Origin of the sequence: Shewanella sp. Isolate13, from assembly GCF_022398325.1 — a bacterium.
In the GTDB taxonomy this organism is placed as follows: Bacteria; Pseudomonadota; Gammaproteobacteria; order Enterobacterales; family Shewanellaceae; genus Shewanella.
Genome location: NZ_JAKEVD010000016.1, coordinates 45,627 through 67,587, shown reverse-complemented (window position 1 = coordinate 67,587; position 21,961 = coordinate 45,627). Strand labels below are relative to the sequence as shown.

16 protein-coding genes are annotated in these 21,961 nt (G+C 46.8%); 10 read left to right on the top strand and 6 right to left on the bottom strand.

What is annotated here, in order from left to right; all coding sequences use genetic code 11:
- Positions 1-41: 41 nt before the first annotated feature.
- Together L1D44_RS11940 and L1D44_RS11935 are read right to left on the bottom strand one after the other, a co-directional pair.
- Complete coding sequence (locus tag L1D44_RS11940; protein ID WP_239890873.1) at positions 42-1,205, bottom strand: MFS transporter; 1,164 nt, start codon at positions 1,203-1,205, stop codon at positions 42-44.
- 100 nt (positions 1,206-1,305) lie between these two features.
- Positions 1,306-1,974 carry an SDR family oxidoreductase gene (locus L1D44_RS11935; RefSeq protein WP_239890871.1) on the bottom strand — a complete coding sequence of 223 codons (669 nt, stop codon included), beginning with the start codon at positions 1,972-1,974 and terminating at the stop codon, positions 1,306-1,308.
- A 121-nt stretch (positions 1,975-2,095) separates the two neighbouring features.
- Here L1D44_RS11935 and L1D44_RS11930 point away from each other — a divergent pair, with 121 nt between their 5' ends.
- Complete coding sequence (locus L1D44_RS11930) at positions 2,096-3,001, top strand: LysR family transcriptional regulator (RefSeq protein ID WP_239890869.1); 906 nt, start codon at positions 2,096-2,098, stop codon at positions 2,999-3,001.
- A gap of 616 nt (positions 3,002-3,617) precedes the next feature.
- Here L1D44_RS11930 and L1D44_RS11925 read toward each other — a convergent pair.
- Together L1D44_RS11925 and L1D44_RS11920 are read right to left on the bottom strand one after the other, a co-directional pair.
- A complete protein-coding gene (locus L1D44_RS11925; RefSeq protein WP_239890867.1) occupies positions 3,618-5,240 on the bottom strand; it encodes a response regulator in 1,623 nt (540 codons plus the stop codon).
- A gap of 71 nt (positions 5,241-5,311) precedes the next feature.
- Positions 5,312-7,645, bottom strand: a complete 2,334-nt coding sequence (locus L1D44_RS11920; RefSeq protein ID WP_239890865.1) for an ATP-binding protein — start codon at positions 7,643-7,645, stop codon at positions 5,312-5,314.
- A 248-nt stretch (positions 7,646-7,893) separates the two neighbouring features.
- Here L1D44_RS11920 and L1D44_RS11915 point away from each other — a divergent pair, with 248 nt between their 5' ends.
- The gene (locus L1D44_RS11915) at positions 7,894-8,796 is read left to right on the top strand and encodes a LysR family transcriptional regulator (RefSeq protein ID WP_239890863.1); all 903 of its coding nucleotides are present in this window, start codon (positions 7,894-7,896) and stop codon (positions 8,794-8,796) included.
- A 105-nt stretch (positions 8,797-8,901) separates the two neighbouring features.
- Here L1D44_RS11915 and L1D44_RS11910 read toward each other — a convergent pair whose 3' ends face one another.
- Positions 8,902-9,507, bottom strand: a complete 606-nt coding sequence (locus tag L1D44_RS11910; RefSeq protein ID WP_239890861.1) for a YjaG family protein — start codon at positions 9,505-9,507, stop codon at positions 8,902-8,904.
- 1 nt (position 9,508) lies between these two features.
- The gene (barA, locus tag L1D44_RS11905; protein ID WP_239890859.1) at positions 9,509-12,301 is read right to left on the bottom strand and encodes a two-component sensor histidine kinase BarA; all 2,793 of its coding nucleotides are present in this window, start codon (positions 12,299-12,301) and stop codon (positions 9,509-9,511) included.
- Positions 12,302-12,398: 97 nt separating this feature from the next.
- Between barA and rlmD the strand changes: the two genes are divergently transcribed.
- The 8 genes from rlmD to ispF all read left to right on the top strand — a co-directional run bounded on the left by rlmD (position 12,399) and on the right by ispF (position 21,915).
- Positions 12,399-13,736: a 23S rRNA (uracil(1939)-C(5))-methyltransferase RlmD gene (rlmD, locus tag L1D44_RS11900; RefSeq protein WP_239890857.1), complete on the top strand. Its 1,338-nt coding sequence runs from the start codon at positions 12,399-12,401 to the stop codon at positions 13,734-13,736.
- A 216-nt stretch (positions 13,737-13,952) separates the two neighbouring features.
- A complete protein-coding gene (gene relA / locus L1D44_RS11895; protein WP_239890855.1) occupies positions 13,953-16,160 on the top strand; it encodes a GTP diphosphokinase in 2,208 nt (735 codons plus the stop codon).
- Positions 16,161-16,280: 120 nt separating this feature from the next.
- A complete protein-coding gene (mazG, locus tag L1D44_RS11890; RefSeq protein WP_239890853.1) occupies positions 16,281-17,084 on the top strand; it encodes a nucleoside triphosphate pyrophosphohydrolase in 804 nt (267 codons plus the stop codon).
- A gap of 115 nt (positions 17,085-17,199) precedes the next feature.
- Positions 17,200-18,840, top strand: coding sequence for a CTP synthase (locus L1D44_RS11885; protein ID WP_220768343.1), 1,641 nt, complete (start codon positions 17,200-17,202; stop codon positions 18,838-18,840).
- A 123-nt stretch (positions 18,841-18,963) separates the two neighbouring features.
- A complete protein-coding gene (gene eno / locus L1D44_RS11880; RefSeq protein WP_239890851.1) occupies positions 18,964-20,259 on the top strand; it encodes a phosphopyruvate hydratase in 1,296 nt (431 codons plus the stop codon).
- A 90-nt stretch (positions 20,260-20,349) separates the two neighbouring features.
- Positions 20,350-20,646: a cell division protein FtsB gene (gene ftsB / locus L1D44_RS11875; protein ID WP_239890849.1), complete on the top strand. Its 297-nt coding sequence runs from the start codon at positions 20,350-20,352 to the stop codon at positions 20,644-20,646.
- 51 nt (positions 20,647-20,697) lie between these two features.
- The gene (gene ispD / locus L1D44_RS11870; RefSeq protein WP_239890847.1) at positions 20,698-21,393 is read left to right on the top strand and encodes a 2-C-methyl-D-erythritol 4-phosphate cytidylyltransferase; all 696 of its coding nucleotides are present in this window, start codon (positions 20,698-20,700) and stop codon (positions 21,391-21,393) included.
- A 42-nt stretch (positions 21,394-21,435) separates the two neighbouring features.
- Positions 21,436-21,915 (top strand): 2-C-methyl-D-erythritol 2,4-cyclodiphosphate synthase, encoded by a 480-nt coding sequence (gene ispF / locus L1D44_RS11865; RefSeq protein WP_239890846.1) that lies wholly within the window; start codon positions 21,436-21,438, stop codon positions 21,913-21,915.
- The last annotated feature ends 46 nt before the right edge of the window (positions 21,916-21,961 follow it).

Here is a 21,961-nt window from a genome sequence, read left to right as displayed (position 1 = left end):
GGGCTACCAGTAGGGATGAAATTAGTTGTTGAAGCTTGGCGCTAAGTCGGTTTGCTTTCTTTGCGGTTCGCCTTGGCGATGAATAACAAACCAATCAGTGGAACAATGATGGCTGCGTAAGGGATCATGCCTGCGCCCATTTGGCTATCGAGCACCATGCCGCCTAAGAAACCGCCAAAGGCATTGGCTAAGTTGAACGCTGAGATGTTTGCCGTCGCGGCTAACTCTTGACCTTCACCACCGTGGTTCATGACTCGAAGCTGCATTGCTGGCACGTTAGCGAATGACGCAATACCAAATACAAAGGCGGTGGCAATAAACAGAACTTTGCTGTCGACAGTTAGGCCGACCAGTACGAGTGACACAATCATCGCGATAGCCCAGAACATGGACGCTTTTTGTAGGTTTTTATCTGATGAACGACCACCCATGGTGTTGCCAACAATCAGACCTACGCCGACAATAACCAAAATCCAAGTCACGGCACTTTCACCAAAACCAGTGATGTGCATGGCGATAGGGGCGATGTAGCCATACAAAGTCATAAACCCCGACCAAGCAAATACGGTGATCGCAAGGCTGATAAGTAGCATTGGGTTTTTGAACGCAGCCAATTGTGCTTTGACATCTTTTGCTTCGCCATGACCAGTCGATTTGATCACTGAAGTGATGAAGAACAGAGCCACTAAACCAAAAGCGGCAACGGTCAAGAAAGTGGTGTGCCAGCCGAATTGCAAGCCAATCCAAGTACCGCCAGGCACACCTAAAACGTTAGCCAATGTTAAGCCCGCGAACATCTGTCCGACCGCACGGCCTGCCATTTTTTCTGAAACCAAATTGGTCGCGACCACGGCACCGATGCCGTAGAAAGGACCTTGAACCAAGCCTGTGATCACTCGGCTGACCATCAACACAAAGTAGTTCGGCGCGAAAGCGGACAGTACGTTGCCGAGAATAAACAATACCATTAGCCCAGCCAGTACTGCTTTCTTGTTAAAGCGTGCTAAGTAAATCGTAAGTAGTGGACCGCCGAACACAATGGCAAGTGCGTAGGCACTGATTAGGTAACCGGCTTGCCCTTCTGTGATGGACAAAGAGTTGGCGATTTGAGGAAGAATGCCAGCAATAACAAATTCCGCGGTACCGATAGCAAAAGCTGCAAGCGTTAAAATCCATACCTGCAGCGGCATTTTTTCTTTATTCATGGGGGAGTCTCTTTCTTTATTTCGTTTGAACCCATTGGTGCCATGCTTTTCTATTGCTCTGGCACCTTGTTTTTATTTGCTGTTAGCCAAACGTGTGTTGTTAGCCAAGCAGTGCGCCACCATCGACATCAATCACGGCGCCAGTCATGTAGCTGTTTTCAATCAGAAGTAAGTAAGCTTTTGCAACGTCACCGGCTTCGCCTACTTTGCCTACGGGCAAGCTATTTTGTGTGCGTTTGAACATGGCATTTCTGTCGTCTTCGTTCATGCCTTGATACGCCTCAGTTTTAGTCAAACCAGGGCTGACCGCATTAACTCGGATAGGAGCTAATTCTTTCGCCAGTACTTTTGTGGTCGCTTCAATGGCCGCATTGATGGCAGTTTTGACGTAGGTGTTAGCAACAACTTTGCGCGATAACATGCCGGAAGTTAGCGTGATTGAGCCGCCTTTCTTGATGTAGCGTGCTCCATGTTTCGCCGCGTTGATGGCGCCCCAAAACTTGGTATCGAACGCGTATTTTGCTTGGGAAACTTCTACATCCACCACTTTGCCTGCTGGAGCATAAGAACCAGCTGTGACGATCAGGTGGTCAAAAGCACCAATGGTTTCGAAGTAGTGATAAACCGACTGTTCATCGCTGATGTCTAACCCTGTTTTGCGGCTTGCTACGTGGACAACCGCATTGTCGCTTGCAAGTTGTTGGCTAAGTTCAGCACCAATACCTGATGTGCCACCGAGTACGACATAAATGGTTTTTTCTGTTTTCATGATTTGTTTTTCCAATCTTGTTTCGATGGGGTCAGTATATTGATTGGAATAAATTTGATAATTGAGTAATATTTGAATTGATTGTTCAGCTCAGGTGAATAATGGGGTTTGAGGAGGGAATGTGGACAAGTTTTCGGATATGACGCTGTTTGTCAGCATAGTGAAGAACCAAGGACTGGCGGCGGCTGGCAGAGAGCTCGGCTTATCGCCAGCAACAGTAACGGCAAGATTGCAGTCGCTGGAAGATCGTTATGGGGTGAAATTACTTAATCGCAGTACAAGGCATATCTCACTGACGGACTCTGGCGCTATGTACCATCAGGCATGCTTGGAAATCATTGACAGCGTTAAAGAGACGGAAAACCTACTCCATACTGGCACCAAAGAAGTGCGCGGGACACTTAAAATCTCGGCTCCTCGTGATATTGGTAAGCAATATATTTCGCCAATACTGTCGGAATTTAGTCAGCTCTATCCCGATGTGATCCCTTATCTGTATTTGAACGATAACTTATCCAACTTGGCTGAGTCTGGTTTGGATATCGTTATCCGATATGGGGAGCTCGCCGACAGCAACCTTATCTCTCGCAAACTGGCGTCCAGTCGCCGAGTGCTTTGCGCTTCTCCTCAGTATTTGGCAAAGAAAGGCACGCCGATCACGCCACAAGATTTAGCACAGCACGATTGTTTAGCCATGGTTCGCAGCAATGAAGAGTTGAAAACATGGCACTTTCAAGATGAAGAGCAGCACAATGTTGTTACTGTCGTACCGAAGCGGTTTTCTGATGATGGCGAAGTGATTCGTCAATGGGCGTTAGATGGGGCGGGTATTGCGTTAAAATCGATTCTCGATGTGCAAGAAGACATCAAACAGCAGCGTTTAGTGACGGTGTTAAATGGTTATATGAAGAACTTCAACGCATCGACCTCTTCTGCAGGCGCAGATTTGAACGTGATTTACCTGAGTCGGCAGTATCAACCCAAGCGACTTCGTTTGTTTTTGGATTTCTTGATTGAACGATTTTAGCTAGGTTAAGTTGAGTAATGAAACTAGTTGTATTGTCTAAGCAAGGTTGTTTATCAAAGAAAGAGTTTTTGTATACCAGTGCTAATTTGTATTTAACAAATTTAAGTTGAAACTCTAAGAAACTTTTGTCCAGAAACGAGTTAGGGAGCCTTATTGCTTTAGTCATAACTCAAAATCCTATGTGGGGTTCTAGACTCACTGAAAACACCCATTCCCCATCGAAGTTGCCGAAGTACGTTGAAGAAATAGTCGTAATGCCCACATGGATGTGGGCTTAGCTTTCGCGGGGCAGGCCGTTCTATGGCATCCATGCCATCACGGCATTTGTGAATCCATTCACTTCAGATGCCCCATCGGAAGCGTTAGACTATTTCGAATAAGTATGAGACCGGTATCTAATGCATGTAACTTCGTCGAGGCGCTGAGGGTTTACTCTTATGAAATCAAGAGCGGGGACAAGCGCTTTCCCCCTTGGCTCGACTCTTAACAAAAGAATAGGGGCGAAGCGCCACGACATTAGTTGTTAGACGCAGTCTAACTTCCAGTCCTCGACCTTTATCAAATGAAGTTTGATTTAGCCTTAATAGAAGGGTTATCAGCGCTTATCCATAAGCGCTTATTCAATTTTTCCTTTACAGCGCTCTAACGCAGCTAGGTAGTAACCTTGATAACTGTTTGCCTCAAGCTCCTGCTCTGCATAAAGCTGTCTGACGACGTTGTCGCAGCGGCTGATGATCTGCGTGACTTGGGTAACGCCAGCTCTTTGCGGCCAGACGTAAGACAGCGACTTGATGATATTCAAACACACCATCTTCAGCAGCGGTGCCTTCTCGTGGATCGCGAGATAGGTTTCTAGCAGAGTTGCGCTGTCGATAGTGTCACTTTTTACAATGAGGTACTTCTCTTTCAGCCAAGCTTTCTTCGACTCGTTGAGCTTTTTCAACTTGTCTAGCATGGTGACTTTACTGGAAAAGACTATCTGGCTCTGCTCATAGCCTAAGGTTTGACTGCCCCACTGTATGGCTTGGTTAAACTCATTTTCCACACTCATGGCATTGAGTAGCCAAGCGTAATGATACGCGCCATAGAAATGGTTAAAGCACTCTTTTGCATGCAGGCTTTTAAGCATATTAATTGCCGAGCGAAAGTAACCTAACTCTAAGGCAATATGGGCTTTAATTAGCTCAATCTCATGCTGAATAGACTCGTTCTTCGATTCCATCAATAGTCTAGAGTGATGCTTGGCCTCTTCGATTAAATAGGCCTTATTGGGGCTGGTTCGACAGGCGTAAAGCAGCACTCTTATCAGAGTTAATTTGGCAAACTCATTGTTGCGGTAAGTGTCTTTGTTGATCTCGAGGTACAAACGGTAGCGGTTAAGCGCTTGCTGGTAGTCTTCAACCGATAGACATAAGTTGACTATGATAAGCTCTCGTTCTGAATTACCGGGCACCAGTTGGCTGGCGATCTCTAGGTGCGAAATTGCCGCCGGGGTGTCGTGGCTTTTCAGTCTTAGATAGGCGGCCTCGGTTCTAATTCGAGTATCATTCGGGGAGGTCAGCAGTAATTGGTTGATGATCTTTTCTGCTTCATCTGTTTGACCAAGATTTGCTAGGGAGTTAGCCAAGCCGACCTTAGCCCAGTCTAGCTCCTTCTTTGCCAGCGTCGACTCATAGACTAATTTTGCCTGTTCATGGCGCTGTAACATGGTCAGAAATGAGGCGCGAAATCGCTTAATCACGAAGTAATATTCGGGATGAAAAGGCGCCAACTCATCACATAGCTGTAAACCTTTTTGGGGATCTAAGCTGCGCTCTGCACCATAGAGGCCTGAGAGTTTTTGTCTGCGCCTGATGGCAACAGAGATCCGCTCCTTTAGGGAGACGGCATTGAAAGGTTTTAGCAGGTATTCATCGGGTTTGAGTTCGATAATAGGCCTGACCGTTGCCGCCGAATTGTCGCCAGTAACCAGAATAAATACCGTCTCATCGGTCAATAGATTTAAGTGTTTAAACTCTTCAAATAGCTGCTTGCCATTCATGCCTGTGCCAAAGTTATAGTCACAGATAATCACATCGAATTGTTTGTTTGATGTGAGATCCAGAGCGACCTTAACCGACTTACAGGTTTGTACACTATTTTCTAAAAAGCCTAATTTCACCAACATGCTTTTGATAGTAAAGAGGAAGGTTGGTGCGTCATCTATCACAAGGACTTTTAATGACTGAAACGATTGCATAAAGGATGTTGTCCAAATAACTAAGTCTCGATGGCGGATTCAATAATAGATCCCGCAACGCATCGAGATGATCACAAATATTGTTTACTGAGCCAGTTGTTAATCGCAGCGATGACGGCATCAATCTCATCGATGAGTTGCTTGGTGGCTAATGGGGCGTTGCTGCTAGATACAGTTTCACAGGCGTGGGCGAGGGACGCTAGCTCAGTTAAATTGAGCGCATTGGCCGCGCCTTTAATGCGGTGAGCTATCGCCGTTAGCGGTAGGCTCTGTTCGAGAAGCTGCGCCTTATCGGCAAAGAGTGAGTCTCTCACGACGGCCGAAAACTCAAGCTGTTCCTCTATCTCATATGCATTTAACCACTCGAGTTTAGCTAAATCTGAGTCAATGGCTTGCTGTTGACAGTAACGTCCTAACGCATCGCTAAGCGAGTTAAAGGTATAGGGCTTGTAGATGATCTCATCCATACCGACACTCTGCGCTTTTTCGGCGACTAAGCGTGAGTCTTCTGCGGTACAGCCAATTATTGCTAAGGCGTTAAACTCGCTTCGCGCTCTTAGCTGACGCACCAAGTCATAACCATTGAGGTTAGGCATATGGCAGTCGGTAAGGAGCAGGTCGATGCTGGTTAAATGTTGAGTTAAATAGTTGAGTGCCTCTTGACCATCATTAACCGTGACCACCTCTAAGCCGAGCTTTTTAAGCTGTTTCTGGAACAGGAAGCGGTTAACTGGATCGTCATCGGCAACTAACACCTTTCCCGTATACCTTTTCGCTTTTAGGGCATCGGTTTGTGCAGGCTTATTTGGCCATGACAGTGCCTTTAACAGCAGGTCGGGATAGATGTTTTGGCATAGTTCTAACGCTTGAACCGCTATGCAATTAGTGGCGATTTCACCGCTAGGGCATGAGTTATCCCGCCACAGCTTAAGCCAGCTTTGTAGCTTGTCATTTTCTGTTTTTATCTCTGCCATGAACCTAAGCGCTAAAGGCCGAAATTGAACCGGCATATTCACACAAACCTGCGTACCGTGGCCTTGTCGACTCTCTACGTTTATCTCTCCTCCCATCAGCTGCACTAAGTGCTTAACAATAGACATGCCTAAGCCTGTGCCGCCATAGTTACGGTTTATACTCGGATCGCCCTGTACAAATGGTTGAAATAAGCCGAGGAGTTGGCTTTGTGTCATGCCGCAGCCGCTGTCTTCAATCGACAGATATAGTCTTTGTTCTGTATTGGCGATCGATACCCTGATGTAACCTTTCTCGGTGAACTTAATTGCATTACTCACCAAGTTGTTAACTATCTGGCTGAGGCGGAGCCAGTCAAGCTCGGCGTGGCAGAACCTTGTGGGTTGCCAGTCGACTCGAAAATCGAGCCCTTTAACACTGGCGCCTGCTTCTAACGTTCTGAGCATGGAGCCAACTTCATCAAAGATATTGCCTGGGTAAGCATCGAGTTGTAACTGGTTGGCCTCCATTTTAGAAAAATCTAAGAGATCGTTAACTAGGGCTTTTAAACGCTCGGCGGAGGCCTGAGCATTTTGCATTAACTCTAGGTTTTGACTCGATTTAAGCTCAGGCTTGAGCAGCTCCATTAAGCCTATCATTGCGGTAAGGGGCGTCCTTAACTCGTGGCTGATAATCGCCAAGAATGACTCTCTTGCCTTTAAGGCCTCCACAGCTTGTTGCTGCGAAAGTCTAAGTTCTTGCTTGCGCGCCTTTAACTCTGTGAAGTCTGCAAATACCGTGATGTGGTATTGCTGGCCATCGTTATGGCGCACCACTTCACGGGAGATGCGGTAATATTTATCGCCAATCGCACATTCATCGCTCAGGCAATTGTTGGCAGCGATAAATGCTGACGGACTGTTGCCTAGTTGGCTGATGGTGTTCGCTAGGCAGTCGTTATAGGCCTTGTTACTCAGTAGGGGCTTGCCATTGGCATCACAGATCAACACCATGCCTGGGAAATTATCGAGCACGGCCATTAACCACTGCATCTGCTCATGGCTTGCTTGTCCACTAGCAAGGGCTTCAGATAGAAAAGCTTTACGCCTGTTATTACGAAAGAGGCTAAAGGCTAGCAGCAGAGTGAACACTGTGATGAAAAATAACAGAGTATTACTCGTCAGGTGATCACCATGGCGTTCATGATTTTCGCTATGATCATCTTGGCTCTTTGGCGTGGTATCTGACGTGGTATTTGAGGTGATAGAGATCGCTGGGTCACTGTTCGTTATTGCACCCGCGGCAATAGCCGTTTCTGGCTGTAACTGAGCTAACTCTTGTGGGCTAACAGCCAAAGGCTGCGCGAAAGAAGAGCTTGATAAGCTTGTGAATAACAACAGAAAGGCAAGGCGGCGTGTCATTTTTTGAGCAGTTAATAAAAAAAGGTTGCGCATAATAATCTACAAACTAGTTTTTGACTAATTTATTTTTACGGTTATTTGGGCAAAGCCTATTGGCGGTATCTTCAGTGACGAACATGACTCGTGAAGTCCTAAGTCATGTGAATTTAAAAGCCACTAACATTGCGCTAGAACACGATGTAATTTGTGTTTTGGTATAATATTGTGGCGAGTATGAGAGCTAGGCTTAATCTGAGTCTGAGCTCAGATCCCATTTATCTTAAGTTGCAGGGGTTATCTTGATGAGTACCAACTTTGGTTTGGAATTACAGCTGATCTATCAATTTGTGCATCTAGTGAATGCGGGCAGCTTTTCTCAGGCCGCGAAAGAGCTGGATATGCCGATTGCTACTGTGAGCCGTAAGCTGACGAAGTTGGAGACGGTATTAGATAAACAGCTGTTGATGCGTAATACCCGTAAGCTGAGGCTAACCGAAGAAGGGATTGCGCTGTTTCAGCAATATCAGTCTATTATCTCTCAGTTTGATAGCATTAGCGGTGTCAGTGTGGATAAGCCTGAGGGCACCTTACGTATTGCCGCGCCAGTGTCGATTATCTCGATGATTTTTATCAAGACCCTTAATGAGTTCTGCGAGCAATATCCAGACATTCAACTGCATATTGCGCAAAACAATAACGTTATCGACTTGATCGATGAGGGCGTCGATGTGGCTATTGTTGGAGGCACTCAACCTGATTCCTCTTGGATCTCAAGTTCATTGGGTGTGCTTAATTATGGTCTGTTTGCTTCGCCTCATTATATCGACAATGCCCCTGAGCTGACTCATCCGAGTGAACTGGCTAGCCATAGCTTGATCAAGGTTTGGCCTCTGTATAACTGGTCGCTTAAGCACCCCTCTGGCGAGTCATTTTACTACGATGGTAAGGCCAAGCTGACCTTAAGTGACCTGCATGGCGCGGTCGAAGCGACGGTTGACGATGGCGGTATTCTCTACGGCCCCGAGCTGTTTGTTAAGCAGCAGCTTAAGTCTGGTGCCTTGCAAGTCGTGCTGCCGGAATGGATTGGTGAGAAGAGGCGGATCTCGATCCTCTATCATCAGCGCAGTCATCAGCCGCTGAAGGTAAAGCTGTTTATCGAGTTTATGCAATCAAAGGCGCAGTGCCTGTTTTCGATGGAGAGTTAATTAAGGCCTGTGCCTTATGCTGACAGCGGTGCTTGATGTGAGCTTGATGGGCGCCTAACGATAAGAGTGATCCGTTACGCGCTCATAGCTACGAGCTGCTCTGTATTAGCGGGGGGCTTCGATACCGATATTTGATACACCAATCTCAACGATTTCTTTGCGTAGCCCTTTGATGAAATCGGCCTTCATCGACGGGTTTTCTTCGATGATCTGTAAAAGAGACTCTTGCATCTCTTTCTCTTCAAGCATCACTTCATGACCGAAGATATAGTCATCGAGCGCATCTTCATTTTTGAACTCTTGCTCACAGGTCGCTTCAATATAGTTGGCGACAGTCGATGACGATAGCTTACTGATGTTGGTGATATCTTCTTCTACTTTGCTCTGTAGTGCACTGATCAGCGAGGTCAATGCGACTGCGGCATCCATAGCAGGATAGACACCGTAAACATCAAAATCGCTAGGATCTGGCGTGTTATCTTCTAGGCGCTCAAGGTAGATATCTATGTTCAGCTTGAGCTTGTTGTCGTACATCGATTGCCAAAGTAGGTTTAGCAAGGTATCGAGTACTTTTGGATCGCCAAATTCACACACTTCAGAAAAAAGCTGATAGTTAGGCAGCATGCGTTGGCATAGGGCAACCGCAAAAAGCTTTTTCTGGGGTAACTCTAATGCTTTTAGGCGTTTAAAAAATCCCTGTTTGTTTGTCATCTTATATATCCACTGATAGCTGGGAGATCACTTGATTAGCGGCAGATTCTACCTTAGTTAGTTCATCAAGTAACTCAAGTATTTCCGGTTCGACATCTTCTACTGGCACGCCACGCTTTAATCCTGACTCAATTTCTTGGCAAAGTGCTTGGGTCGTTGGCACTCCACAGTAACAGCAGGCACCGTGAAGCTTATGGATACAGGCAAGCATCTTGTCATTATCTGAGCTGGCGAGCGCGAGCTCAATATGCTCAACCGTCTCTGGCAGTGATTTTAATAGCATCTTTAGCATGTCCAGTGCTAAGTCTGGCTTGTTATTGGCTTGGGTCAAACAAAGTTCCCAATTAAGTGTGCGCAGATCGAAGTGGGTAAACTTAGGTTTGCTTCGCCAGCGAGTGATGACCCCTTTCAGGGCGGCTTCATCGATAGGTTTTGGCAGATAGCCATCCATGCCGCTAGAGGAGATCCGCTCTCGCTCTTCGGCGATGGCGTGTGCGGTGACCGCGATAATAGGTGTGTTACGGTTTGCCGAGTTGGCGCGGATCTGTTTGGTCGCCGTGATGCCGTCTGTCCCCGGCATTTGAATGTCCATAAAGATTAAGTCGTAGCTGCGCTCTTTTGCCAGTTTTACGGCAAGCTCGCCGTTGTCGGCTACCTGTACATGGGTGACGAGTTCTCTGAGCAGGGTGTCGATAAGTTTAAGGTTGGCCGGATTATCGTCAACGGCTAAAACACTCAGGCTCTCCAGTTTAGCCGGGGCTTGGATCGCTGTTGGAGCAGTAAGCGTTTCACTTACGATATCTGAATGAGGATTAAGTAGTGAACTGGCGAGCTTCTTCTCTCCGATAGGCATAGAGATCTGCTGGTCGATATAGGGGCGCAGCTGGGAATAGATCGCTTCTTGTTCGCTGCAGTCGGAGATCAGCAATAAGTTATCAATTTTCTTTTTGGCTAAGCTCAGTACAGCCGCAGGCTCCTTGGATGCGGTGATGGCGCGGCAGCTCATTAGCGAATAGTCAAAACTATGCTGAGACTGAGTGGTAATAAATTCAAGTTGCTTAGTTGATTTTACTAGGGTGACCTTCATTCCCCAACGCTGCAGCATGAGTTCTATGGCATGCTGAGACAGTGTGCTTGGCTCAAACAACAGAATGCTCTTACCTTCAAGTGACATGAGTGGCACAGTGTTGTTGATGGAGTACTGGCTGATATTTAGTGGCAGAGAGAACCAAAACGTTGAGCCTACATCAGGCTCAGAGTAACAACCTATTTGCCCGCCCATGCGATTGACCAGACGCTTGGTGATGACGAGCCCTAGTCCTGTGCCGCCGAAGCGACGAGAAATTGAGGAGTCTGCTTGACCAAAAGCTTGGAACAGCGATGCTTGTTGCTGGGCATCGATGCCGATCCCTGTGTCGATGATCTCACAGCGTAGGTGGGCTTTGCCATCGATAATCTCTTCGAGCTGTAACTTGAGTTGAACGCTCCCCTTATCCGTGAACTTAATGGCGTTACCGACTAAGTTGGTGATGATCTGACTAAAACGCATCGCATCGCCGGTGACATCCTCAGGGATCCCCGAGTCGACATCAATCACCAGCTCCAGCTCTTTCTCTCTCGCGCTGCTCGATAGCATGGTAACCGTCTCTTCTACAGTTTCACGTAGTGAGAAGGGGATGTTTTCGAGTACCATCTTGCCTGCTTCGAGTTTAGAGAAGTCGAGAATGTCGTTAATGATACTCAACAGGTTGGTGGCGCTACGCTCGATGGTGCGGATATAGTCTTGTTGGCTTGAATGCAAAGGAGTCTTTAATAGCTGTTTTGCAAAACCGATCACACCGTTAAGTGGGGTTCTAAGCTCGTGGGACATATTGGCGAGGAACTCCGACTTGATACGACTGGCCTCTTGGGCACGTTTCTTTGCCATATCCAGTTCAACGTTTTGGATCTCGATCTGCTCTAGAGTCTCGCGTAAGTCAGAGGTGGCTTGATCGATGTTTTGTTGCATCTCATCATGGTACTCCGATAGCGAACCGGCCATCGCATTGATGCCTCGTCTAAGTAAGTCCAGCTCACCAATCAGGTTACCGTTTAAGCGTGTATCGAGTTTACCCTCACGGATCTTGGCGACGACCCGCACCATATCGGTAATAGGTTGGGTTACGTTCTTAAGTAAGCGGAAGGTAAAGAACAGGTTTAACTGTACGCCAATCATCACAATAATAAAGGCGATAACCCCGGCTCTATGTTGCTGTAAGAGGGCGTTTTCTTTGTTGATTAAGATGGCGATATAGCCGATTTTCGTGGCATTAGAGCGGGTGGCAGGCGTGGCGCTGTCGAAACCGATTACCGGCGCATCACTGCTCTTATAGATGGGGCTACGTAAAATCATGCTGTCGCCGACCTGTTCCAGCTCGGTACGCAGCATAGAGTCCAGCGGCTTATCGTAGCGCATCATCTCGTGGTTCTTATAATGATGGGAGGTGACGACCACTCGATTATTGGCATCGAAAATAGCAATAAACTGCACTAGCGAGGCTTTATTTAATTGTGCGGAGGTGATTAACCGTTTGCTGGTTTCGAAATCTTTGGTCTCAAGGCCCACTTCGGCAGCGATTGCTAAGGGCTCGATGATATTGCTAGCTTGTCCTATGAGCGTTTCTTCGAGTTCATAGAATCTATTTATGGTAAAATAACTACCTAATAAAAAACCCACTAAGATTGTTGGGGCTAACGCCAGTACCAGAACCCACGAGCGAAGGCTGTATTTGGTCATATCGTTGGCATTATTCATTCTTTGTATGGGTTACCATTAAATATAGTGTTTGTAATCGATAGACTGCCAGATATTGACCTGTGTTGGCCAGTTTTTTATCTATTTTGAGAGTAAAATGGCACAATTTTTTAAAGCAAAACCAAATAGATCTAAGCAATTATCGTCGAAGTTATCGCTGAAGGTGACGCAACTGGATCACCTAGGTGCAGGTATCGCTCACCACGACGGTAAGATTGTTTTCATCAGTGGCGCGCTGCCCGATGAAACCGTATCGGTGCAGCTAACGGAGCAGAAGAAAAAGTTTGCTCGAGGAAAGCTACTAAAAATTGAGAAGCGCTCGGCGGAGCGAGTTTCAGCTTTATGCCCACATTTCGATAAATGTGGTGGCTGTGATCTGCAGCATCTTGATATTGACGCTCAGCGTCAACATAAAGCCAATACCTTGGTTGATTTGGTGAATAAGTTTGCCCAGGCTCAGGCGGGTGAAGTGTGTGACACCCTAAGCGATAATGCGTGGCACTATCGCCGCCGCGCCCGTTTAGCCACATGGTTTGATAAAAATACCAAGCATATTAGCTTAGGTTTTAGGGCGGGTAGCAGCAGTGACGTGGTTGAGATCCAGTCCTGCGCCGTGTTAGCTGAGCCGTTGTCGGCCTTGATCCCAGACTTGGCTTTTATGCTTAATCAGTTAAGCGGTAAGAAAGCCCTAGGCCACGTTGAACTCACCCAAGCCGATAACGGTAACTTTGTGGTGCTTCGCGTGACTAAGGGACTATCGGATAAGGATAAGGCTAGGTTAGTTGAGTTTGCCGAAAAGCATGCTGTGATCGTCTTACTACAAGGTGATGAGGGGCAATGCGAGCATTTAAATGGCACGGGTGAGCAGCCTTATTATGGTTTCGATGATAACCAAGTCAAACTTAACTTCTCGCCTGGCAACTTTATTCAAGTGAACGGTCAAGTAAACCAAGCCATGGTCAGTCAAGCCGTTGAGTGGCTATCACCCAAGGCGGGTGAGCGAGTGTTAGATCTGTTCTGTGGGATCGGCAATTTCAGTCTGCCACTGGCTAAAGATGGCGCCGAGGTGATTGGTGTTGAAGGTGTGCAGGCTATGGTTGAGCAGGCAAGAGTGAATGCTAAGCTGAGCGGTTTAGATAAGGTCTCATTTTATCATGCGGATCTCAGCGCAGATCTATCGAAAGAGCCTTGGCTAGGTAAAGTCGATAAGATGTTAATCGATCCGGCTCGAGCGGGGGCCTATGAGAGCATGCAATCACTGAAGAAACTAAAACCTAAAGCCTTAGTCTATGTTTCCTGTAATCCTGCTAGCCTAGCCCGTGATAGTGAAGTGATTTTGTCGCAAGGTTATCAACTTAAAAAGATTGGATTAGTGGATATGTTCCCACAAACCCATCACTTGGAGTCAATGGCACTGTTTGAGTTAAAAAATTAAACAAAAAGACACAAATAGATACATTTAGTGAAACCTTTTGCTTAAATATAACTCATACAATTCAAAGTATGGCGCTATAGCTGTTTTTAGTAGCAATTGTCTGCTTTTGCGCATTGACAATAACGGCTGAATGGCGAATATAGTGCTTATCAATTTAAAAGGTAGAGTTAAGGGTTTGTTAATCTCTATCTGGGGTATGTAAAGGAATCAAATTCAATGGTATCTGTTCGTGAAGCACATTTTAGCGACCCTGACTTTCAAATCGATAAGTGGGTGCAACGTTATATTAGTGATGCTTCGGAAGCGCAAACTCTGTTGGCCTTAATTGAGCGGGTTGAACTGCTTGTGGGCCAAAAGAAAGAAGCGAACGTTACCGTGTTAAGACGTGCGCGCGAGATGATAGAGATCCTCGCGCCACTGAATATGGATATTGAAACCTTACAGGCCGCCATTTTGTTTGTGGTGTTTGATGCGGGTCTTATCACTCAAGAAGATGTCGAAGAGGAGTTTGGCGCTAAGCTGGCCGTCTTGGTATCGAGTGTAGAGACCATGAACGCCATCGGTGCGCTTAAGGTCGATAATCAGACCCGCAGCGGTGAACCGCAGATCGATAATATTCGTAAGATGTTATTAGCCATGGTGGAAGATGTGCGTGCGGTGGTGATAAAACTTGCCGAGCGTATCTGTCTGCTACGTGAGATTAAGAATGCCGATGAGGAGGTTAAAGTCCTTATCGCCCGCGAAATCGCCGATATCTATGCGCCACTGGCTAACCGCCTTGGTATTGGTCAGCTTAAGTGGGAACTGGAAGACATCTCATTCCGTTACCTGCACCCACAAACCTATAAAGATATCGCCAAGCAGCTCGATGGTAAGCGCCTCGATAGAGAGACCTTTATCGATGATTTCGTCAATCAGCTACAGGCACGTCTAGATCAAGACCAGATCCGCGCTAAGGTCTATGGCAGACCTAAGCATATCTACAGTATCTGGAAGAAGATGAAGGGCAAGCAGCTTAAATTTGATGAGCTGTTTGACGTCCGCGCTGTACGTATCGTGACCGATCGCCTGCAAGATTGTTATGGCGCCTTAGGCGTGGTGCATACGCTGTGGCACCATATTCCACGTGAGTTCGATGACTACGTGGCTAACCCTAAGCCTAATGGCTACCAGTCTATTCATACCGTGGTGGTGGGGCCGGAAGGAAAAACTGTCGAGATCCAAATTCGTACCGAGCAGATGCATGAAGATGCTGAGCTTGGGGTCGCAGCGCACTGGAAGTATAAAGAGGGCAGTGCCAGCGGTAAACAGAGCGGTTATGAAGATAAGATCAACTGGCTACGTAAAATTCTGCAGTGGCAGGAAGATGTGGCCGAAAGCGGCAATTTGGTCGATGAGGTGCGTAGTCAGGTCTTTGAGGATCGAGTCTATGTGTTCACGCCAAGTGGCGAAGTGGTCGACTTGCCGTTGGGATCAACTGTACTCGACTTTGCTTACTATATTCACTCCCATGTTGGGCATAAGTGTATCGGTGCTAAGGTCGATGGCCGTATCGTGCAGTTTACCTATCAGGTCGAGACGGGACAGCGCATCGAGATCATTACCTCTAAGCACCCGAACCCTAAGCGTGATTGGCTCAATCCAAACTTGGGCTATATTCAGACCTCCCGTGCTCGCTCGAAGATCCAGCACTGGTTTAAGCAGCAAGATAGAGATAAGAATATTGTCGCAGGTCGAGAGATGCTTGAAGCCGAGCTTTCTCGAATTAACCTTCACATCAAGGATGCGAAATCAGCGGTAGAGCGATTCAACTTGGTGAGCATGGACGATCTACTCGCCGGGATTGGCGGCGGAGATGTACGCCTTAATCAGGTGGTGAACCATGTTCAAAGTCGCCTTCGCACTAAAGAACTCACCGACGAAGAGGCGGTTGAAGATTTAGTTAAGAAGAGTCAGAGCAAGGCACCCAAAAAGGGCAAGGGTCAGGTCGAGGTCAACGGTGTTGGTAACTTGATGAGCCATATTGCCAAGTGTTGTCAGCCAGTACCGGGTGATGAGATCTTCGGTTTTATTACTAAGGGGCGCGGGATCTCGGTTCACAGAGCCGACTGCGATCAAGTTAAAGAGCTTATACGTGCCGCACCTGAGCGATCGGTCGATGTGGTTTGGGGTGAGAACTATTCCGGTGGTTATAAGATCCGTTTAAGTATCCTAGCCAACGACTGTTCGGGCTTACTGCGGGATTTAACCTCGGTATTAGCCGCAGAGAAAACCCATGTGATGGCGATGAGTTCGACCTCAGATGTCAAAACACAAACGGCAACCATCGAGCTGGAACTTGAGTTATACAATCTAGATGGTTTATCGAAAGTGTTATCGAAAATAAACCAGGTAGATGGCGTGATCCAAGCACGCAGGCTATAACTGAATACAGATTGATAAAACGGCAACTTCAGGTTGCCGTTTTTATTTGCGGCTCTATCAAGCCCATTTACAATAGTTGCTAGGGCAAAACAATATTAGAGACAAATTAGGATCCTTTAAATGACTAAGAAAATGGGTGACACCCAACCTTTGTTAGCAATTATGCAAAAGCTGCGTGACCCCAAGACGGGATGCCCCTGGGACAGGGCTCAGGAATTTCAAACTATTGTGCCCTTTACCCTAGAGGAAGCCTATGAGGTCGCCGATACCATTGAGCGTATGGCACTCGATGAGTTACCCGATGAGCTAGGAGACTTGCTGTTTCAGGTGGTGTTTTACTGCCAGCTTGGTAAAGAGCAGGGGCTTTTTGATTTTGATACTGTGGTTGAGCGGATCTGCACTAAGCTCACTCGTCGCCACCCCCATGTATTTGAAGATTTAGCCACTACCAGTACCGCGCAGATAAAGCAAAATTGGGAACAGTTAAAGGCGGAAGAGCGCAGTCAACGCTCGCTTGACTCTGTGCTCGATGATATACCACTGGCGCTACCGGCGTTATCGCGTTCGATGAAGATCCAAAAACGTGTCGCGCGGGTGGGGTTTGACTGGGCAGAGCTAAAGCCTGTGGTCGCCAAAATCCATGAGGAGATCGACGAAGTTATTTTTGAAGTTGAACAAGACACAGTCGATGAGGCGAAAGTGCAAGACGAAATGGGCGATCTCTTGTTTGCCGTGGTGAATCTTGCGAGGCATTTAGGTGTGGAGCCAGAAAAAGCGTTAAGGCAAGCGAATCAAAAGTTTGAAAGGCGCTTTAGAGGTGTCGAAGCTTATGCGCAAGCCGATGGTCGAGCCTTAAATGAACACACTCTTGAAGAGCTGGATGGGTACTGGAACCGAGTGAAACAGGATGAGTCGAATAAATAACTTAAGTTTTAAGTTAATTCTAGTTTGTCGAATCCCGGTTGCTTTGGTATAATATTGCCCCGTCCTAGTGCTTTCTTACAAGCACATATTTCCAACTCATTTTCTCAGGTTCAGCATGACTACAAGGTATATCTTCGTTACTGGTGGCGTGGTTTCATCACTAGGTAAAGGCATTGCAGCAGCTTCTTTGGCTGCAATATTAGAGGCCCGCGGCCTTAACGTAACTATTATGAAGCTGGATCCATATATTAACGTCGATCCAGGTACCATGAGTCCAACACAGCACGGTGAAGTGTTTGTGACTGAAGACGGCGCTGAAACTGATCTAGATTTAGGTCACTACGAGCGTTTCATCCGTACTAAGATGAACCGTCGTAACAACTTTACTACGGGTCGTATTTACGAAGAAGTATTGCGTAAAGAGCGTCGTGGTGACTACTTAGGTGCAACCATTCAGGTTATCCCGCACATCACTAACGCTATCAAAGAGAAAGTGCTTGCTGGTGGCGAAGGCCATGACGTTGCTATCGTTGAAATCGGTGGCACGGTTGGTGATATCGAATCACTACCATTCCTAGAGTCTATCCGTCAGCTAGGCGTAGAGCTTGGCCGTGATAGAACCCTATTTATGCACCTAACACTTGTGCCTTTCTTAGGCGCTGCAGGCGAAGTGAAAACTAAACCAACACAGCATTCAGTTAAAGAGCTACGTTCAATCGGTATCGCTCCTGATGTATTGGTTTGTCGTGGTGATCGCGCTATCCCTGCAAATGAAAAAGCTAAGATTTCGCTATTCTGTAACGTTGAAGAGCGTGCAGTTATCTCACTAAAAGACGTAGACAGTATCTATAAGATCCCTGCGCTGTTAAAAGCACAAGGTCTAGACCAGCTTGTGACTAAGCGTTTCGGTATTGAGTGTAAAGAAGCCGATCTGTCTGAGTGGGAAAAGGTTATTTACCAAGAAGCTAACCCAACGGGTGAAGTTACCATTGGTATGGTTGGTAAGTACATCGAACTACCTGATGCATACAAGTCAGTTAACGAAGCACTAAAGCATGCGGGTCTATTTAACCGCGTATCAGTTAATATCAAGTATATTGACTCACAAAACGTTGAAGCTAAGGGCGATGAAGTCCTACAAGGTTTGGACGGTATTCTAGTTCCTGGTGGATTCGGTGAGCGTGGTGTTGAAGGTAAAATCATGGCGGCTAAGTACGCTCGTGAGAATAACCTTCCATATTTTGGTATCTGTTTAGGTATGCAGGTTGCACTGATTGAGTTTGCACGTCATGTTGCAGGTCTTGAAGGTGCGCATTCAACAGAATTTAAGCCAGATACTCCGCATCCAGTTGTTGGTTTGATCACTGAGTGGATCAACGAAGATGGCCAAGTTGAAGAGCGTCATGAAGAGTCTGACTTGGGCGGCACTATGCGTCTAGGTGCTCAGCTATGTCACTTAGAAGAAGGCACTAAAGCCGCTGCAGCTTATAAGGCTAACACTTGTGTCGAACGTCACCGTCACCGTTACGAAGTGAACAACAACTACAAAGAGTGTCTAGAGAAAGCGGGTCTAATCTTTAGTGGTCTATCATCTGACCGCTCATTGGTTGAAATGATCGAGCTACCAAACCATCCATGGTTTGTAGCGGGTCAATTCCACCCAGAATTTACATCGACTCCTCGTGATGGTCAGCCGTTATTTGAAGGCTTTGTTGCTGCCGCAGCTGCCTACCAAAAACGTGATTTAGAAGACTAATTACGCAGAACCGCTCCCATGCTATGGGGGCGGTTTTTTTGTTTCTAGCGATGTAATAACTGCACAGAATTTCGTTTTACTTTTATCTTTAAATTTATCTTTAAAACTTAAATCGAGGGCATTATGGCTAAGATTATTAACATTATCGGTCGCGAAATCATGGATTCTCGCGGTAACCCAACAGTTGAAGCCGAAGTTCATTTAGAAGGCGGATTCATGGGGATGGCTGCTGCACCGTCAGGCGCATCAACAGGTAGTCGTGAAGCACTGGAACTACGTGACGGCGACAAAGCCCGTTACATGGGGAAAGGTGTACTAAAGGCTGTTGAGAACATCAACGGACTTATCCGCGATGCGTTAATGGGTAAAGATGCGACTGCTCAAGCTGAACTTGACCAGATCATGATCGATGTAGATGGCACAGAGAACAAAGATAAGCTAGGCGCGAATGCGATTCTTGCTGTTTCTTTAGCTGCTGCTAAAGCGGCTGCAGCATTTAAAGGTGTTCCTTTATACGCGCACATTGCCGATCTAAATGGCACGCCAGGCCAGTACTCTATGCCTGTTCCTATGATGAACATCTTGAACGGTGGCGAGCACGCTGATAACAACGTCGATATCCAAGAGTTCATGGTTCAGCCTGTTGGCGCTAAGAACTTCCGTGAAGCACTACGTATGGGCGCTGAGATCTTCCATAACCTAAAGAGCGTACTTCAGTCTAAAGGCTTGAACACTGCTGTAGGTGATGAAGGTGGTTTTGCACCAAACCTAGCATCAAACGCTGACGCACTAGCAATCATCAAGGTTGCTGTAGAGAAAGCGGGTTACAAGCTAGGTACTGACGTAACACTAGCACTAGACTGCGCGGCATCTGAATTTTACAAAGATGGTCAGTATGATCTATCGGGTGAAGGCAAGGTTTTCTCTGCGAACGGTTTCTCTGACTTCCTTAAGTCACTGACTGAAGAGTATCCAATTGTTTCTATCGAAGATGGCTTGGATGAGTCAGATTGGGATGGTTGGGCTTACCAGACTCAAATCATGGGTGACAAGATCCAGCTTGTTGGTGACGATTTGTTCGTAACTAACACTAAGATCCTAAAGCGCGGTATCGACAATGGTATTGCTAACTCAATTCTTATTAAGTTTAACCAAATCGGTTCACTAACTGAGACTCTAGCGGCAATTCGCATGGCGAAAGATGCGGGTTACACAGTTGTGATTTCACACCGTAGTGGTGAAACTGAAGATGCGACCATTGCCGATCTAGCGGTAGCGACTTCAGCTGGTCAAATCAAGACGGGCTCACTATGCCGTAGTGACCGTGTTGCTAAGTACAACCAGCTACTTCGCATCGAAGAGCAGCTAGGCGAGAAAGCACCTTACAACGGTCTTAAAGAGATCAAAGGTCAAGCATAAATCGCTATAAACTTTAAAAAGGCCACCACTCGGTGGCCTTTTTTGTTGTACTATCTGGTTAATATTCTCAATTTCTTGCTATTTAGAATCATGAAACGGCTTCTTTTTGTATTAATTGCTCTACTTGTCATGCTCCAGTATCGCCTATGGCTGGGTGATAAGAGCTTAGCTGACTCTTTTCATCTGCAGGAGCAAATCAGGCTGCAGCAGCAAAGTAATGCGCAATTGGTTGCTCGAAACCAAGTCTTAAGAGAGGAGATCAATGATCTTCGCAGTGGTACCGAGGCCCTAGAAGAGCGAGCCCGTAATGAGTTGGGTATGGTTAAAGAGGGGGAGACCTTTTTCCGCGTCGTTGGAGGTGATCGTGGGGATAAACCTAGTCACTGATTTCAGCTTAAATAATTATAGAAATATGCCGCTATTACATGGAGCTCTAGCATGAGCCAAACCCCTAAACATATTATTGCGATTGTTCCCGCTGCCGGAATTGGTAGTCGTATGGGCGCAGAAATTCCTAAGCAGTATTTACAGCTCAATGAACAGAGTATCTTAGGACATACATTAGACTGCCTTCTATCGCATCCTAGCATCGAAAAGGTGATTGTCGCGCTCAACCCGGAAGATGAATTTTTTGCAGATTTAGCGCAGGCCAAGCACTCCAAGTTACAGGCCGTAATCGGTGGCAAAGAGCGTGCCGATTCAGTGCTTTCTGCCTTAATGGTTGCAGCCGAAGATAGCTGGGTTTTAGTGCATGACGCGGCGCGCCCGTGCCTCACGCATCAAGATATCGATAAGTTAATTGCCTCGGCAGGCACTTTTGTACAGGGCGCTATTCTAGCCGCCCCGGTGCGTGACACCATGAAGCGTAGTAATCCACAGGGCTTAATTACCGAGACCGTTTGCCGCGAAAACCTATGGCATGCACTGACGCCGCAGTTTTTCCCAGCCCAAGCTCTAAAGCAAAACCTAGGTGACGCGCTAGCAGCGGGGGCACTCATTACTGACGAAGCCTCGGCTATGGAGTGGGCAGGTGTTGCCCCCGGGATTGTTGCAGGGCGCGCCGATAATATTAAGGTGACTCACCCAGATGATCTGCAGCTGGCATCGCTGTTTCTTAAGAGCGCCGCTCAATAGGCTGAGCCAACAACTTATTTAGATAGATAAACGGGAATACCGATGAAAATTCGAATTGGTCATGGTTTTGATGTGCATAAATTTGGTGGTGAGCCGCCACTAATTCTCGGTGGCATTACCGTACCCTATGAGGTCGGCTTAATCGCACACTCAGATGGCGATGTGGTCCTGCATGCGATCAGTGATGCGATTTTAGGTGCGATGGCGCTGGGGGATATTGGTAAACATTTCCCCGATACCGATGTCCAGTTCAAAGGCGCCGATAGTCGAGTGCTATTAAGGCATTGCTACAAATTAGCCACCGATAGGGGTTATAGCCTATCAAACCTCGATGTAACCGTGATTGCTCAGGCACCTAAAATGGCGCCGCATATTGAGGCGATTCGCGCCGTGCTGGCCGAAGATTTAGCCTCGGATATTGATGATATCAACGTTAAAGCAACCACCACTGAAAAGCTTGGCTTTACCGGCAGAAAAGAAGGCATTGCAGTGGAAGCTGTGGTGCTGATGGCTCAGTCATAAAAAGGCTTTTTATAGAAAGGCTAAGTCATAATTAAATTAAGCCATA

Coding starts and splice junctions, on each gene's coding strand:
- L1D44_RS11940 (WP_239890873.1), bottom strand. CDS start 1,205: ATGAATAAAGAAAAAATGCCGCTGCAGGTATGGATTTTAACGCTTGCA.
- L1D44_RS11935 (WP_239890871.1), bottom strand. CDS start 1,974: ATGAAAACAGAAAAAACCATTTATGTCGTACTCGGTGGCACATCAGGT.
- L1D44_RS11925 (WP_239890867.1), bottom strand. CDS start 5,240: ATGCAATCGTTTCAGTCATTAAAAGTCCTTGTGATAGATGACGCACCA.
- L1D44_RS11920 (WP_239890865.1), bottom strand. CDS start 7,645: ATGCGCAACCTTTTTTTATTAACTGCTCAAAAAATGACACGCCGCCTT.
- L1D44_RS11915 (WP_239890863.1), top strand. CDS start 7,894: ATGAGTACCAACTTTGGTTTGGAATTACAGCTGATCTATCAATTTGTG.
- L1D44_RS11910 (WP_239890861.1), bottom strand. CDS start 9,507: ATGACAAACAAACAGGGATTTTTTAAACGCCTAAAAGCATTAGAGTTA.
- barA (WP_239890859.1), bottom strand. CDS start 12,301: ATGAATAATGCCAACGATATGACCAAATACAGCCTTCGCTCGTGGGTT.
- rlmD (WP_239890857.1), top strand. CDS start 12,399: ATGGCACAATTTTTTAAAGCAAAACCAAATAGATCTAAGCAATTATCG.
- relA (WP_239890855.1), top strand. CDS start 13,953: ATGGTATCTGTTCGTGAAGCACATTTTAGCGACCCTGACTTTCAAATC.
- mazG (WP_239890853.1), top strand. CDS start 16,281: ATGACTAAGAAAATGGGTGACACCCAACCTTTGTTAGCAATTATGCAA.
- L1D44_RS11885 (WP_220768343.1), top strand. CDS start 17,200: ATGACTACAAGGTATATCTTCGTTACTGGTGGCGTGGTTTCATCACTA.
- eno (WP_239890851.1), top strand. CDS start 18,964: ATGGCTAAGATTATTAACATTATCGGTCGCGAAATCATGGATTCTCGC.
- ftsB (WP_239890849.1), top strand. CDS start 20,350: ATGAAACGGCTTCTTTTTGTATTAATTGCTCTACTTGTCATGCTCCAG.
- ispD (WP_239890847.1), top strand. CDS start 20,698: ATGAGCCAAACCCCTAAACATATTATTGCGATTGTTCCCGCTGCCGGA.
- ispF (WP_239890846.1), top strand. CDS start 21,436: ATGAAAATTCGAATTGGTCATGGTTTTGATGTGCATAAATTTGGTGGT.